General features: G+C 66.6%; 12 protein-coding genes. 5 read left to right on the top strand and 7 right to left on the bottom strand.

Annotated elements, in window-relative coordinates:
• The first annotated feature begins 7 nt into the window (after positions 1–7).
• Positions 8–703, top strand: a complete 696-nt coding sequence (locus AB0876_RS26415) for a zf-HC2 domain-containing protein (RefSeq protein ID WP_526043333.1) — start codon at positions 8–10, stop codon at positions 701–703.
• A 4-nt stretch (positions 704–707) separates the two neighbouring features.
• Here AB0876_RS26415 and AB0876_RS26420 read toward each other — a convergent pair whose 3' ends face one another.
• Positions 708–1,346: a DUF5134 domain-containing protein gene (locus AB0876_RS26420; protein WP_491841182.1), complete on the bottom strand. Its 639-nt coding sequence runs from the start codon at positions 1,344–1,346 to the stop codon at positions 708–710.
• Positions 1,347–1,502: 156 nt separating this feature from the next.
• On the opposite strand from AB0876_RS26420, the gene AB0876_RS26425 reads away from it, so the two are divergent.
• The 3 genes from AB0876_RS26425 (at position 1,503) to AB0876_RS26435 (ending at position 4,558) form a co-directional block, all read left to right on the top strand.
• A complete protein-coding gene (locus AB0876_RS26425) occupies positions 1,503–3,458 on the top strand; it encodes a cytochrome c oxidase assembly protein (protein WP_526043334.1) in 1,956 nt (651 codons plus the stop codon).
• Between the two features lie 279 nt (positions 3,459–3,737).
• Positions 3,738–4,049, top strand: a complete 312-nt coding sequence (locus AB0876_RS26430) for a WhiB family transcriptional regulator (RefSeq protein ID WP_491841180.1) — start codon at positions 3,738–3,740, stop codon at positions 4,047–4,049.
• 29 nt (positions 4,050–4,078) lie between these two features.
• Positions 4,079–4,558, top strand: a complete 480-nt coding sequence (locus AB0876_RS26435) for a hypothetical protein (RefSeq protein WP_491841179.1) — start codon at positions 4,079–4,081, stop codon at positions 4,556–4,558.
• Here the strand turns inward: AB0876_RS26435 and AB0876_RS26440 are convergent.
• Positions 4,528–6,846 (bottom strand): heavy metal translocating P-type ATPase, encoded by a 2,319-nt coding sequence (locus AB0876_RS26440; protein WP_526043335.1) that lies wholly within the window; start codon positions 6,844–6,846, stop codon positions 4,528–4,530. The genes AB0876_RS26435 and AB0876_RS26440 overlap by 31 nt on opposite strands.
• 86 nt (positions 6,847–6,932) lie before the next feature.
• Between AB0876_RS26440 and sigC the strand changes: the two genes are divergently transcribed.
• Positions 6,933–7,499, top strand: coding sequence for an RNA polymerase sigma factor SigC (sigC, locus tag AB0876_RS26445; protein WP_082449030.1), 567 nt, complete (start codon positions 6,933–6,935; stop codon positions 7,497–7,499).
• Here the strand turns inward: sigC and AB0876_RS26450 are convergent.
• From AB0876_RS26450 to fadD10, 5 genes are all read right to left on the bottom strand, one after another.
• Positions 7,496–8,956 carry a PepSY domain-containing protein gene (locus AB0876_RS26450; RefSeq protein WP_526043336.1) on the bottom strand — a complete coding sequence of 487 codons (1,461 nt, stop codon included), beginning with the start codon at positions 8,954–8,956 and terminating at the stop codon, positions 7,496–7,498. The two genes, sigC and AB0876_RS26450, sit on opposite strands and share 4 nt — an antisense overlap.
• Before the next feature lie 73 nt (positions 8,957–9,029).
• Positions 9,030–9,374 carry a heavy-metal-associated domain-containing protein gene (locus tag AB0876_RS26455; protein ID WP_491841176.1) on the bottom strand — a complete coding sequence of 115 codons (345 nt, stop codon included), beginning with the start codon at positions 9,372–9,374 and terminating at the stop codon, positions 9,030–9,032.
• 3 nt (positions 9,375–9,377) lie between these two features.
• Positions 9,378–13,598, bottom strand: a complete 4,221-nt coding sequence (locus AB0876_RS26460; protein ID WP_526043337.1) for an AMP-binding protein — start codon at positions 13,596–13,598, stop codon at positions 9,378–9,380.
• Positions 13,585–13,830, bottom strand: a complete 246-nt coding sequence (mmaB, locus tag AB0876_RS26465; RefSeq protein WP_526043338.1) for an acyl carrier protein MmaB — start codon at positions 13,828–13,830, stop codon at positions 13,585–13,587. The genes AB0876_RS26460 and mmaB overlap by 14 nt, the downstream gene beginning before the upstream one ends.
• Positions 13,823–15,397: a fatty acid--CoA ligase FadD10 gene (gene fadD10, locus AB0876_RS26470; RefSeq protein WP_526043339.1), complete on the bottom strand. Its 1,575-nt coding sequence runs from the start codon at positions 15,395–15,397 to the stop codon at positions 13,823–13,825. The genes mmaB and fadD10 overlap by 8 nt, the downstream gene beginning before the upstream one ends.
• Between the last annotated feature and the right edge of the window lies 1 nt (position 15,398).

The raw sequence follows: 15,398 nt of genomic DNA on the forward strand, positions 1-15,398 counted from the left end.
CTGTGTGGTGGCACGAGAGGCGCTTTCGGCGCGCCTCGATGGGGAGCGTGAGCCGGTCCCCTCTGCGCGTGTCGACGAGCATCTGCGTGACTGCCAGGAGTGTGCCGACTGGTACGACCGGGCCGGAGCGCTGGGCCTGCAATTGCGCGACCTGGCCGACACCGGATTGATCGGCGCTGTCAGTGGACGGCCGAACCGCAGGGCCAGTGCGCTGAGCGGACTCTGGCACCGGCTGAGCCCACACCTGTTGACCGTCGCAATCATCACCATCGGGATCGTTCAGGTGGGTTTGGCGGTCGCGCAGGCGGTAGGCATCAATTTCGGGATGGTTGCCGCCCATCACAGCTCGGCCAGCGGAGCCCATTTGCTGAACGAGTCCACGGCGTGGTCGGCCGCGCTGGGAATCGCGACGATTGCGATGGCCTTCCGCCGTCGAATCGCGCCCGGTCTGGCCTGGGTGCTGGTGATCTACTGCGGATTCCTCACCTATTACGTGGTATCGGATGCGCTGGCGGGACTCGTCACCCCGGTCCGGGTCCTGAGTCATGTCCCGGTGGCGCTGGCGGCGATCGTCTCGATCTGGGCGTCGCGCACCAAGCGACCGAATGACCCTTCGCCCAGGGCGCACGGTGAGGACGACGTATCGGGCCGGGCTGCACCGACCCGTCGTCACCTCCGCGCCGCGGATGACCCAGCCGCCTGAGCCGTTACACCATCACGCCGAACATGATCGCCATACCGGCGGCCATCATTGCCCGGCATAACGTGCCGAAATGCGAGAACGGCGAAGTGTCGGACTGCTGACGTGCCGCGAAGTAGCGGTACAGCCACCCGGCGGCGGCGATCACGAAACCGATGATCAACAGCCAGTTGACGGCAGGGATCCAGAGCGGCGGCTGCGCCGCGACGTGTTCCATGGCCATCGCCGTGCCGCCATGGTGTCCGGCCATGTGCATGGCATGCATGTCCTGACCGCCTGCGGCGACCGTTTCGGTATGGCGCCCAAACACATTGCCGTTCATGGCGGCGTACATCCAGGCCATCGCCAGCATCATCGCGGCGTGATAGCCGTCGACCACCCGCCCGTGGGTCGTCGCGGACCTCAGCACGCCGGCCAGGAACCAGACCGCGGCGCCCACGAAGAAAAACATCGGGCCGAGTGTGGGCAGTTCGGTCCCTCGCGGCCAGGCCATCACCATCATTGCGATGGCCATCGCCATATGCAGCAGCTGGCTCATCACAACGCTCGGCCTGCCACGCGAGCCCACCAGCGCGTAGGCGCACTCGACCGCACTCAACGCGAACAACCCCGTCACAACCCAGCGGAGTGCAAGATCGGCGATCATTCCGGGTCCTGTCTACAAGAGTGTCGGGGGTCTTCGTCTCTTGGTCGCAGACGAGAGTGCCAGAGTTCCCGCACTCACCAGCACTACGACACGTTGTCGTAGAATCGCATGGCCGCGACGTTTGGTTCGTTTGCGCGGCGGAAGGCCGGTTCGACTATGGCGCGTGTGCGCATGTCCACTGCGGCCGGGGTGTGGCGGGGACGCCTGACACTGCTCGGCATCGTCGCAGGTTGCACTGTGGTGTTGTCCATGAGTGGTGCGCACCTGGGCGCGCAGCGGCTGGCCGCTGCAGGCATCGCTGACCCGGGAACGGCCACCAGCGCAGCTCGGCTGCTCGGGCACTGGGCCGGCACTTTGGCGGCTGTGCTGTGCGTAGGGGCACTCGTCTGGATTGTGACGACCGCGACACCTCGCGACGACGGACGGATCGACGCGGCAACCTTTCCGGTGCATCTGCTTGTCGAACGCATCGCCATCGTCTGGGCTTGCTGCGCCACCGCGATGATCGTCATCTCGGCGTCCGCCGACGCGGGGATTCCCGTCGGCCGGCTTGTCTCCGGGCCCGGCCTCGGTAGCACCATCGCGGCCTCAGAGGTCGCCCGCGGCTGGTGCGTGACAGCGATATGCGCGCTGGTGTTGGCGGTCGGCGTGCGGTTCACGCTCCGCTGGATCGGTCATTGTGTGGCACTGCTGCCTGCGTTGATCGGCGTGATCGCGGTACCGGTGACCGGGAACGCCGGGCAGGGACCGGATCACGACATCGCCACGAGCGCCGTCATCGTGTTCTCGGTGGCGATGGCGGTGTGGGCCGGAACGAAGATCGTCTCCGCGGTACTACAGGACGCCGTGTTCCGACGCCGGATCCAGGCATTGCAGGTGACGTGCGGTGCGGTCGCCCTCGTCTACGGCGCACTCCTGGCCACACTGATGTTGGGCGGTTTGCCGATCCTGGGGTCGGCCTACGGGCAGGCCGTGGTGGTCGCCGGGGTGCTGCTCGCACTGGTGTGGGTCGGCGACGGCGTACTCCTGTTGGCGCGGCGCACCCCGTCGCGACTGGTCGACAGTGTGTCCGCGGCGGCGATGATCGTCGTCACCGCCGCAGTGGCGCTCGCCGCGAACAGTGTGCCTCCCCGATTCACGGTCCACGAGTTCACCACGTGGGACGTCTTTTTGGGCTACCAGCTCGATGCGCCGCCGAGTCCGGTCAGCCTGATGACCGAGTGGCGGTTCGACCCCCTGATCGGGACCGCAGCCATCGTGCTTGCACTCGGCTACCTCGTCGCGGTGGTTCGGCTGCGGCGACGAGGTGACCAGTGGCCGGTGGGACGCACGATCGCCTGGACTCTGGGTTGCGCCGCCTTGCTGATCACCACGAGCTCCGGAGTACGGGCCTACGGATCAGCGATGTTCAGCGTGCACATGGGCGAACACATGGCACTGAACATGTTCGTCCCGGTACTCCTGGTGCTCGGCGCACCTGTCACGCTCGCGCTGCGGGTGCTGCCCTCCGCGCCGAAAGACGAAACGCCTGGTCCCCGCGAGTGGCTGGTGTGGTTCGTGCACGCCCCGGTGACGCGGTTCCTGTCTCACCCAGTGACCGCGTTCCTCTTGTTCGTCGGATCGCTGTACCTCGTGTACTTCACGCCCCTGTTCGACACCTTGATCCGGTATCACTGGGGCCACGAGTTCATGAGCGTGCATTTCCTGCTGACCGGCTACCTGTATTACTGGGGAATCATCGGCATCGACCCAGGTCCGCGGCGACTCCCCTTCCTGGGGCGGCTCGGGCTCCTGTTCGCGGTGATGCCGTTCCATGCCTTCTTCGGCATCGCCACGATGACGATGACCTCGTCTCTGGGCGAGAGCTTCTACCGGTCCGTCAATCTACCTTGGTTGCAGAGCATTTCGGATGACCAACATCTGGGCGGCGCCATCGCGTGGGGCTCGAGCGAGCTGCCGGTGATCATCGTGGTGATAGCCCTGGTCGCCCAGTGGGCACGTCAGGACCGCCGGGCGGGTGCACGCGAGGACCGCCACAGCGATCGCGGGTACGACGACGAACTCGACGCCTACAACGCCATGCTCAGCGAGCTCGCTCGCAACCGGCGTTGACTCCTAGGTCATTCGGCAGCGTCGGAACCGCACGTGCAGTTGCTCCCGCAGGTGCAGTTTTCACACGTACAGTTCGGGTTGTCGCACTTGGCCGACTCCGCGGTTTCATTGCTGGTCATGCATATGAGGTTACGCCCAAGGGTTGCCGATCAGGCCACAACGGAACTAATCACGTCGTGCTCCCGACCAATCAGCAGGGCCATCGAGAACCGCAGTGCGCAACTGCCTCTCGTGCCCGCACTGAAGGCGTAGCTACGAGCCGTGGGGGGAACCACAACCATGCAGCAGTCGCATCGATTGCCCGCGCCCCGGGTGGAACTGTGGGAGTGGCAGCGGCTGGGACGGTGCCGAGATTCCGGGCAGGCGATCTTCTTCTTCGGCCCGGACGGGGAAGATCGGCGCACCCGGAACCGAAGGGTTCAGCAGGCCAAGCGGGTGTGCGCAGACTGCCCGGTACAGTCGACATGTCGTGACCATGCGCTCGCCGCAGCCGAGCAGCACGGTATCTGGGGCGGCCTGACCCCAAGCGAACGCGACGCGATTCTCGAGGATTCGCCGCCCCGCCACGCCCCTATGGTCCAGGCCAGGTAGTCAAACACATTGATGAGCGAGGTATCTCGGTGACGACGAGGCAGACAAGCGACGCGATCGAGACCGAACTACGGGCGATCGAGCGCCGGGTCTTCGAAGACGTCTGGATCAGCACCACGCGCGCCCGCGCTCTGGCCGCACTTGCCACCGCTCTGACGGTGAGCGCCGTGGCACTACAGGCGACCGGCGCGGCACCTGCCGGCGGTACGCGCAACGGGCACTGGATATCCCTGGTGGCGTTCTCCCTGTTCGCCTTCGCGGCATCGGGATCGGCATTCGCTCTGCTGCGCCGCCGATTTCGATGGTGCTGTATGGCGATGTGCGCGTCGGCTGTCGCCACCGTGGTCGGCGCCGGGGCGTTCTGGTGGCATCACACCACACATACCGCTTCCTGGATTCCGGCAGCACTGGGCACGCTCACCGTTGCGGCACTGACCGCAGCATGGCTGGGTGTGTGTCTGGCCCCGCTGGCCTCGTCTCAGCCGGATATGCGCGCTGCCGGCAACTGAGCGTCACCGAACGTATTCGGTTGCATCGTGCCGTAATTGCGCAACCGCAGGCTGTTCGAGACCACCAGGAAAGACGACACCGCCATCGCCGCACCGGCGATCAACGGGTTCAGCAGGCCGGCCGCGGCGATCGGGATGGCCGCGATGTTGTACCCGAAGGCCCAGATCATGTTGACCCGAATGGTCCGCATCGTCGCCCGGGCCAGGCCCAATGCCTGCGGCACCGAATCGAGGTTGTCGCGAACCAGGATGATGTCGGCCGCGCCGATGGCCACGTCAGTCCCGCGGCCGATGGCCAGGCCCAGGTCTGCACAGGCCAACGCGGGACCGTCGTTGATCCCGTCGCCGACCATGGCCACCACCCGGCCCTGGTCGCGCAGCTTCTCGATCGCGCCGACCTTGTCCTCCGGCAGCACCTCGGCGACGACATCGTCGATGCCCACGGCCGCGCCGATCGCGGCGGCCGTGGCGGCGTTGTCCCCCGTCAGCAGCATGGTCTTCATGCCCTCGGCGTGGAGCTGAGCGATCGCACCGGCCGCCGAATCCTTGACGGCGTCGGCGACACAGATGGCACCGCGGACGGCATCGCCGCAGGCGACGAACACCACCGTCTGCCCCCGTGACTCGCCGAGCTTGCGGGCGGCCGCCAGATCGGCGGGCACCACCCGGTCCCGGGTCACCCAGGCCGGACGCCCGACCGCCACGGCGACCCCATCCACCGAACCGGTCACACCGTGGCCGGCGAACGCCTGGAAGTCCTCCACTGCGGCGATGTCCCGACCCGCACGGGCGGTGACGATCGCATGGGCCACCGGATGCTCGGATGCCGACTCGACCGCCGCCGCATATGCGAGAACGTCGTCCTCGTCCCATCCGTCGCCCGCTGCGACGACGACGGTGATGACCTGGGGCTGTCCGGTGGTCAGGGTGCCGGTCTTGTCGAAGACGACCGTGTCGACGGCGCGGATGGCCTCCAGTGCGCGATGGCCCTTGAGGAAGATGCCGAGTTGAGCGCCCCGCCCCGAGGCCACCATCATCGCCGTCGGGGTCGCCAACCCCAGCGCGCACGGGCAGGCGATCACCAGGACCGCCAGGGCAGCCGATACAGCTCGGTTGACATCTCCATCGGCCAGCAGCCAACCGATCGCGGTTGCCGCGGCGATCACGAGCACACAGGGCACGAATACCGCGGCGATGCGGTCAGCCAGTCTCTGCGCGTCGGCCTTCTGTGCCTGCGCCTGCTCCACGAGGCGGACCATCCCGGCGAACCGGGTATCGGGTCCCACCGCGGCGGCCTCCACGACCAGGCGACCGTCGAGGACGACGGTGCCACCCACGACACTCGAACCTTCGTGGGTCTGGACCGGTTTCGATTCTCCGGTCATGGCGCTGACGTCGACCGCGGCCGCCCCGCTCACCACGAGACCGTCGGCCGCGATGGCCTCACCAGGACGGACGACGAACCGCTGCCCCTCTTTGAGCTCGTCCGCGGGCAACACCAGTTCGCCGCCATCGGCAAGCAGCACCGTCACCGACTTGGCGCCCAGTGCGGCAAGTGCGCGCAGCGCTCCTCCCGCGCGCGAGCGTGCCCGGGCTTCGAAGTAGCGGCCGGCGAGTACGAAAACCGTTACGCCCGCGGCGACCTCGAGGTAGATCGCATCGCTGCCGAGCAGCGCCTGCCAGATCCCCGCAGCGTGGTAGGTCTGGTGATCGAAGAAGATCGTGTACATCGACCACACGGTGGCCGCGGTCACGCCGATGGAGATCAAGGTCTCCATGGTCGAGGTGCCGTGCCGGGCGTTGCGCAGCGCAGTGCGGTGGAACGGCCATGCCGCCCACGTCACGATCGGTGCCGCCAACGCGGTGAGCACCCACTGCCATCCGGCGAAACGGGTGTCGGGCACCACGGCAAACATCACCGACAGATCGGCGAGGGGAATGAACAACACGGCGGCGATCGCGAGGCGCCGGAGCAGGCTGTGGGCATGGTCGGCATCGGGGTCGACGTCGGTCGTCGAGCGCTCGGTGCGGGGGGCCGCCTGGTAACCGGCCCGCTCGATGACCGAACACAGCTGCTCGACACCGATGTCCGGGGCGGCTTCCACCGTGGCGACGCGTGTGGCGAAGTTCACTGACGCCCGTACCCCGTCGACCTTGTTGAGTTTGTTCTCCACGCGGGCAGCGCAGGCCCCGCACGACATTCCTGTGACGTCGAGCGCAATGCGCTGAGTCACCTCTTTGTCGGGGACAGTTGCTGTTGTCACCACCACTCCCAATTGCTCACTCATCACGTCGGTGGCCTACAACACCGACTGACGTCACCGATTACATAGTCGGTCCAGCCCGATGCCGAGTTCCCGGGCGTCATCGAATAATGTCGATGGCTGTGACTACCGAACGCAGCGAGGATCACGTTACGCGGCTGGCCTTCGCCGCCGGCCGCGGTGATTCGGCGGCGCTCGAGCAATTCATCCGGGCCACCCAGACCGACGTCTGGCGAACGGTCGCCTACCTGGGCGATTCCGGGTCTGCCGACGACCTGACCCAAGAGACGTTCATGCGCGCCATCACCGCGCTGCCCCGCTTCAGCGGCCGGTCATCGGCTCGCACCTGGCTGCTGTCGATCGCTCGGCGGGTCGTGGTCGACCAGATTCGGCACAAGCAGAGCCGGCCGCGGACACAGCACGGAGTGGACGTCGAGCAGGTTCTCGAGAGCTACCGCCCGGTGGGTGGTTTCGAGAAGATGGTCGAGATTCGCCTTCTGTTGGACGGACTCGATCCCGACCGGCGGCACGCGCTGTTGCTGACCCAGGTCCTCGGCTTGTCCTACGCGGAAGCGGCCGAGGTGTGCGGCTGCCCGGTCGGCACCATCCGTTCACGGGTCGCCCGCGCCCGCGAAGACCTGATCGCGGCGGCCGAACGGGACGATCTGACCGGCTAGCGTTGCCGGCGGTGCTGTCGCCATCCCGCAACGACGTCCACGGCCACGAACACCACCAGGCTGACACCCAGCAACGGGATGAACCAGCCGACGGCGGCGGCCAGAAGGACCACCGCGACCGCCGCGCCGGGCGGTAGGCCGGTGAGGACACCGCGACGCGGTGCACCACCCACCAGGGCGCGGCCGGCGGTGGGCCGGCGGTGCCACCACAGCAGGTAACCGCGCACGATCACGGTGACCAACGCGACCGCAAGGCCAAACAACACGAGCTGGTTGGCGACCCCGAACAGCAGTCCCATATGCAGCTGGATGCCCCATGCGGAAAGCTTTGCCGCCAAGGGCCAGTCGGCGAACCACGAGATGTCGGTCACCTTTGCGGAGGTTCCGTCGATCGCCACTGCGTTGTTCGACATCACCCAGGGCTGCCGGGTCTGCGCCACGGTGAACGCGGTGTGCGGGTCGGCGGGAATCCCGACCTCGACATTGCCGCCGACCCCGGCCTCGCGCGCGGCCTTCAGCACCCTGTCGATGTCGCCCACCAGCGACGCGTCGGCCGCGTGCGCGGTGGCGGGGGCCGCAACACCGTGATGCCCCTCGTGACCGGACATGGGGCCGGGCACATCTGCGGGTGCGCCGCCGAGCGTCGTCGACACGGTGGGCGTCGTCCACGACAGCGCGGCACGCAGAGCGGTCACGTTGTCGCCGGCGAACCGTGACCAGGTGAGGCCCGTGGCCGACAGGAACAGCAATCCGACGGCGATCCAGATCCCCACCGCCCCATGCCAGTTCAACGCGCGTGCTCGACCTCGGAGGGCGCCGTCGAGCGTCAACAGCCTGGGCTTCGGGCCACCGCGCCGCGACATCCGCCGGTATCTGCCCCACCACAGGAACACCCCGGCCAGTGCGATCAGCCACAGCCACGACGCGGCGAGTTCGCTGTACATGCGGCCCGGCTCGCCGAGATGCAGGCTGCGGTGCATCTGATCGATCCAGGTCCGCAGTGGCAGTGCGCCGCTGCTCCCGTACACCGTGAGTTCCCCGTGCGAGGCGCCCGTCACCGGGTCGATGAAAACGGCATGCCGTTCGGACTCACCCAAAGACGGATCGTCGAACATGACGCGCGTGGTCTCACCCGGCCCGGTTGCCGGACGAACCGCGGTGACCGCGAGATCGGGCCGCGCGGCCTGGGCGGTGCGGATCTGTTCGGCGACCGGCAGCATGTCACCGCTGTTGTGGGTTTGAAGTTGATCCCGGTAGACGAACTGCTCGATGGTGGGTGCGATCGCGTACAGGCCGCCACTGATCGCCGCGATCAGCAGGAAGGGCCCGACGAAGATCCCGGCATAGAAGTGCAGACGCAGCAGGAACGCGCGGTAATGCGTGGTCCCGGCCGGTATCGAGATCGGTGGTTCCGGTGTCGTGGTCTCATCAGTGGCTGTCGACGGGTTCTCGCCCATGGCTCCTCAGCGGTCGAACGGTTCCTCGATAAGAGTGGTCGTTCGCGCCGCTTCGACAGTTCCCGACAGAAATTCAGCCGCCCATGTGCCCGACGGTCACCCAGCGGACGGCCCTCGAGACCAAGGAGCGTTTCGGGGACGGCTCCTCGAGTGCGGATTCGGGAGCGGTGCGCTCTTCGGCGTGGTAGCCGGCCTGCTCAACGGCATCGCAGAGGTCGGCCACACTGATGTCGGGGCCGGCATCGATGGTCGCGATCTTGGTGGAGATGGCGACCGAGGCCTGCACCCCGTCGATCTTGTTCAGCGCGTTCTCGACTCGGCGCGAACACGCTCCGCAGGACATTCCTGTCACGTCGAGTCGGATCCGTCGGGTACCTGATGTCTCGGTACGGTGTGCGGCCACGTCTGTCACTGCCATCCCTCACTGTCTAACGGCGTCTGGTTGATAAGTCGTTGCGCAAGCGGGTTGAGTTCCCGAGCATCCCTGGGTGAGCAGTGCCCGCACCGACGGCGGTACCGCCACGAGCTCGCCGACGAATCGCACATCCAGCGGCAGAGCCGGATACGCGGAGAGGTACTCCGCATAGGTGCGTCCATCGAGCTGCTGGCCCAACTCGATCCACGCGTCGATCACCGACCAACGCCGCGGATTGGCTCTTGCCCAATCGCTTTCGTCCAGCCGGCGCTTCCACTCGTGACTGTCGACCTCTTCGGAGGCAATCGTGCCGAGCAACTGCCGGTAGGCCACCGTCTGCCCGCGCATCACCTCGATCCCGGAACCCAGCTCGTCCGGCCCACCGAACTCGGGCAATCTGCGAAGTATGCTCTCCGCCGCCGCGCGGCCGGTCGTCACTTCCTCGATCAACTCCAGCACCGGATAGGCCTGTAGCGCACGGCAGGCATCGGCAACGGCCACCAGGATGTCGGCGGACCCGCGCACTTGCTCGGCTGTTCCCAGAACCCGGGGCAGGCGCACAATGGTGAAGTCGAGGTCTCGACCGGCCCCGACCACTGCCAGTTCCGCGAGGGCCTTGGAGGCCGCGTAGGGGTACGGAGCCCGACGCGGGTCGACGACTTGTGGCGAGGAGACGTCCGCATTGACGACATAGGACGACAGGTGCACCAGCCGGGCACCGGTCGCCGCACACGAATCGGTCATCGTCGCCACCAATTCCACATTGGCCGTACGGAGTTCGCGGTAGGGAACCACGACGTTGGTGTTCCCAATGCAGTTGACGACGGTCTGGGCACCGGTCTCGCGGATCAGCGCCTCCAACTCGAGCGGACCGAAACCGTGGACGAGGGGCTCGATGCGGGCGCCTGGCGTGCCGCGAAGCGCTGGCCAGACCTCGTTGTCGGGTAGGGCCGATCTCATGGCCAGCACCACGTCGGGGCGCGGCGCAGCCGACCGGGTGAGCTCCAGAATCGCCTCGGCGAATCCGGTGCCCAGCACTCCGGACGCACCCACCACCAGGACGGGCTCCGCACCATGGGCTGATGGTCGCCGCGGTTTCGGTGCCGCAAGGGCGCCCCGCGTCGACAGAGCGGTGAAGTCGCGCTCGATCTCTGTCGCCGTGTCGGCGTCCATCCAGTCGCCGATGACCGACATGTCGTCCACCAGGTTCGCCGCGGAATCGGCACTGATGAGGTCCAGAATCGACACCTGCCGACCGAGATACGTGCGGGTATCGGGCAGGATCCGCACGAGATCCAGCGACCCGATGCCTTCCCGCAAGAGCGACGCATGCGGTGTGATCGACCGCTCGAGGCGGGCGCTCCAGAGGGTGGCGAGACCAGTTGCCAGTTCGCCGTGTTCATCGACGTGGGTTCCCGAGCCGGGTGCAACAGATCTCGGCAGCCTCGCGGTGTCGATCTTTCCGCCGGGCTTTCGCGGAATGCTCGCGACGCTGGACACAGAGAACGACGGCACCCGCGAATCCACCAGGATGTTCCTGATACGCGCTGCCGCAGCGAGGTCTTCATCACCGTCGCGGGTTCGCTGGGTTTCGAACCAGACCCCCAGACCGCCGTTGTGAAGCTCGACGGCAACGTCGACCACGGTCGGGTCGGCACCGATGCGTCGGGTGATCTCGGCGGTGTCGACGCGCTTGCCCGCGATCTTGACGATCGCGTCCTTACGCCCCGCGAACATCGGGTATCCGTCGCCGTCGATCGTCACCCGGTCCGCAGTCGAAAAGGCCCGCTGCCGCCGGCCGTCGGGCGTCACGACCCAGCCAAAACTGGCACTGTCCACACCGAGGTAGCCGCCGGCCACCATCTCCCCCATCACCACGACTTCGCCGAACGCGATCACCACCGCATTCGGAACGAGTGGTCGGCCCAGGCGACGGCGTGCACCGTACGAGATCACCTGGCCGCCTTCGATGATCGGCAAGTAGGTCACCACAACGGTGGTCTCTGTCGGGCCATAGCTCGACACCAGCGACACATTCTCGGCGCCCGCCGTGTTGATCCACTTGTCGACGGCGGTCGGACGCACCGGCTCGCCGCCGATCACAATCTGTCGGAGTCGAGAGCCACCGACTCCGGCGATCGCCTCGACATCCTCACCCCACAGCTGCCACAACGCGGTGGGCAGATCGACGATGGTGGCTCCACTTTTCACCAGATCATCGGTAAGAGCCTGCAGATCAGCGCCTTTCACTGCGGCTGAACGAACGACACTCGCCCCGGCCAGCGCGGTACCGAACACTTCTTCGACGCTGATATCCGATGTCAGCGGCGCACATTGGAGGACTGTGTCATCCGGTCCCCAGCCATATGCCCGGGTCGCACCGACGCAGAACGCCGCGAGTGCACCGTGGCTGACGTGCACGAGTTTGGGTTCCCCGGTCGATCCCGACGTCGGCATGACGTAGGCGGTCCTGGTAGCGAGGTTCGGGTCCATCGCCGTCTGTTCGACACGATCCTCGACCAGGCGGCGATGGTCCCCGTCCGGGCGCGGCAGGGTGATCGCCGACGCGACATCGACGATGTGCGCCGAGATCCCGTTGCCGGATTGGTTGATTCGTTCGGCCCGCGATTCCAGCTGATCATCGCGGTCGCAGACGCTGTACCCGCAGCCCGCCAAGTGACACCCGATCAAGAGGCCGATGGTCTTGTCGGTGCCGTCGTCGGTGAACACCACCACATCGCCCGGCGCCGCGCCGATTTCGAGCAACCAGGCGATCGAGGAATCGACGTGGGCGTGGCGTCGACGACATTCAGCGACGATCTCGGGACGGTCGAGAAACCACGCGGGTACCGGCGGTGCCGCAGGCTCAGATTCTTGCGAAACCGGGCACAGTGACCCGTCCCTCGCGAGCGGCCGCCATGCGTCGACCGTCATCGCGATCGGGGAATCCCACATTGCCGACATCGATTTCAGGGCGGCCGCGATCCGGGTCGCGACATTCGAGGCATTCCGCCGGGGTGGATCAGGCCGATTCCAGATGTTGACGGTGAGTGTGCGTCGTGCCTCGTCGAGCACAGCCGCCACGGTGATGCCCTCTACCGGTCCGATAGCCGACGTCACCGGTGCGTCCGACAAGAACGGCGCCAGTTCAGGCGCACAGGGCTCACGCAGAAAATTGAGCGTCAACGTCTCCACGGAGGTGGTCCGATTGATCGCCAGATACATTCGGCGGTAGTGCTCTTCGCGCAGCCATCGGCGCCGGCCGGCCTTGACATAGCCCCGGTCCACACCGCGCACCACGTCGGCCACCGAAGCGTACGGCGAAAATCGGACCGGCTGCGCCATCGAGTTGACCAGGCACGTCGCGACATCGAGGTCAGGATCACCGAATCGGTTGTCGACCGCGTGTACCAGCAGGCTCTCGGTGGTGTGACGAAGGCTCGCGTCCACTGCCGTTCCCGCCGTCGCCACGAGCATGTTGAGCGGGATGTTCTCCCGGGCGGCCAGATCGACGATCTGGTCGTAGTCTTCGCCGCGAATCACCGCAGTTTCGACGAGTATCCCTCTGGCCGCGGTGACGGGGTCGTCGCCGGCCGCACGTCCGTGGCGACCCTCCTCGGCGGCCGCGGAGAGCTCCCGCTGCACAACGGAGGTGAGCCGCGCGAGAGATTCGTCGATCCGGGTCGCCTCTCGGCGGTGAGCGGTGGCGATACCGGTCAGACCGGCACGGACACAGGCGGGGTCACCAGGGTGGGCACCGGAAAGGAAGCGCCCCAGGTCGGCTTCGATGATGCCGATCGCTCCCCCATCGAGCAGGAGGTGATGTGCGTGGGCAGAAAGGCCGGTCACCAGGCCACTGGCGCCGAGATGCACGGTATAGCGCGCCAATGGCGTTGCGAAGATGCCCGATTCCCACTCGTGCGGCAGCGCGGGGAAGGCGTCACTGCCGGACACGCGCACGATATCGTCGGCGTCGAGCCGGGGCACGAGCTCGGGATAGCCGCCGGGATCGGATGGCTCCGCCAGCACACACAACTGAACCGGGTTGGCGAGGATGGAGTTCCGTAGAGCGGCCAGGAACTCCGTCTGCGGTATCGGATGCAACCGGTAGTGCCTTCCGATCAGGTACAGATGCGGATCAGCGTCCTGCAGCACCCCGTTGTAGATGTTCTGCTGTGATCGGCTCAGCGGAATGCCTTGCGGATGATGCCCTTCAGACAGGTTCACCCAGCTTCTCCAACTCCTGGACCCATCCCGCGAGCGACAGGTTGTCCGCCAGCCGCCGCGGAACATCCGATTCCCGATCGATGCCGAGATGCTTCATCAACAGCACGAAGCGAACCGAGTCCAGCCCGAGATCTCGTAGGTCGGTGGCGTCACCGTCGATGAGATCTGACTCGTCGACGTAGAGCACCTCAGCGAACGCAGCGAGGATTCTGCTTCGCGACGTCTCACCCACCGGCGACCACGCCCAAGGCCGCCCGCCTGATCTTGCCGGACCGGGTGCGTGGAATCTCCTGCACGAACCGGATCGTCGACGGCCTGGCCATCGGCTCCGATTCCTCCCGGAAGCGGGCCGCAATGGCGTGTTTGAGCTTCCTGGCGCCGGAATCGTCGATGTCCATCGACGTGACCACGGCCAGCCCCACCAGCGCGCCGAACTCGTCGTCGGGGATCTCGAAGCAGGCTGCCTCCTCGACGCCCGCTACCCCCTCGGCGATTCGATCGACCTCATCGGGCGCGATGTTGACTCCTCCCGAGATGATCATCTCCGATGACCGCCCCCTGATGTAGAAGAAGCCGTCGTCGTGACGATCGAGAAGGTCTCCGGTGTTCACCCACCCGTCGACCAGAGCTTCGGCGGTGCGCTCGGCGTCTTCCCAGTACCCCAACATGTTCGCCGGGGACTTGATCCACAGCGTGCCCGAAGATGCCGAACCGGAGGAGGATCTGGTGGGCGGACCGCTGCCGTCACCGTCCAGGTGGACCTCCACGCCGGGATACGGCCGCCCGACCGCTCCAGCTTCGATCCTGGCGATCGACCCGTCCTCGGCGGGAAGACACAGTGCGGTGCAGCCTGTTTCGCTGAGTCCGTAGACCTGAGCGGTATGAACCCCGGCAGCTTCGACAAAGCTGACATCGGAGGCAACCGCACGGGATCCGCCGTAACCCACCATGCGCAGTGCCGGCGGGAGCGGTTTTCCGGCGGCCCGCAGTTCGGCCACGAGGCGGGTCAGGAGCGTAGGCACCAGGCACGTCGTTGCGACGTCGTTCGCGGTGAGGATCTCGGCGATCGACGCGGAAGTCTCACCGCCGGTGAGGCAGAGGCCGCCCTGCATCAGGCAATTGAGGATCCACCAGAGACCGCCGATGTGTGTCGCGGGCAACGGTGAGTAGGTCGTTTCGCCGACGACCCAGTCAACCCAGGTCAATTGCTCTCGCTGCAGGATGTCGGCGATGGAGTAGAAAGTGCGGTTGGGCAACAACACGGCTTTCGGCGCACCGGTGGTGCCGCTGGTGAAGATCATCGCCAGCGGGTGATCCGCTCCGTCAACAAGGTTGCCGGACGGATCTGACACGGGCTTGTCAGCGCGGACTGGCGCGCCGGCGACGATGGTGGCGTCGAAGGCAGGGATTTCCCGGAGAGAACTCGAGAGATCAGACGCCTGCAGCCGGCAACCCGGTGCGATCAGAATCGCAGCGGGGTTGGTGATCTCGCCGAAGCGGTCAACGGTTGCCGGAGGTAGTCCGCCGTCCACCATGACCGCGATGGCGCCCACTGCCGCACAGGCCAGCACCGACAGGTAGGTCTCGGGTCCATTGTCCGAGACGACGAACACTCGGTGTCCCCGGGCGACCGATCGGGAGGCGAGATCGGCTGCCAGCCTGTCCACTTCGGCCATCAGCTCCCGGTACCGAATCGAGCTGGTTCCGTCGCAGCGACGGAGGGCGATCGCCTCGGGACGTTGTCGCGCCCGCTCAGCGATGCGTTCCAGCACCGTGGATGGTGGGGGTGTCATAGCCATC

The organism is Mycobacterium sp. NPDC049093, assembly GCF_040704635.1.
In the GTDB taxonomy this organism is placed as follows: domain Bacteria; phylum Actinomycetota; class Actinomycetes; order Mycobacteriales; family Mycobacteriaceae; genus Mycobacterium.

Bases quoted from the DNA above. Each gene is read 5' to 3' on its own strand.
- AB0876_RS26440 (WP_526043335.1), bottom strand. From the start codon at position 6,846: ATGAGTGAGCAATTGGGAGTGGTGGTGACAACAGCAACTGTCCCCGAC.
- AB0876_RS26420 (WP_491841182.1), bottom strand. From the start codon at position 1,346: ATGATCGCCGATCTTGCACTCCGCTGGGTTGTGACGGGGTTGTTCGCG.
- AB0876_RS26425 (WP_526043334.1), top strand. From the start codon at position 1,503: ATGGCGCGTGTGCGCATGTCCACTGCGGCCGGGGTGTGGCGGGGACGC.
- sigC (WP_082449030.1), top strand. From the start codon at position 6,933: ATGTCGATGGCTGTGACTACCGAACGCAGCGAGGATCACGTTACGCGG.
- AB0876_RS26430 (WP_491841180.1), top strand. From the start codon at position 3,738: ATGCAGCAGTCGCATCGATTGCCCGCGCCCCGGGTGGAACTGTGGGAG.
- AB0876_RS26450 (WP_526043336.1), bottom strand. From the start codon at position 8,956: ATGGGCGAGAACCCGTCGACAGCCACTGATGAGACCACGACACCGGAA.
- fadD10 (WP_526043339.1), bottom strand. From the start codon at position 15,397: ATGGCTATGACACCCCCACCATCCACGGTGCTGGAACGCATCGCTGAG.
- AB0876_RS26455 (WP_491841176.1), bottom strand. From the start codon at position 9,374: ATGGCAGTGACAGACGTGGCCGCACACCGTACCGAGACATCAGGTACC.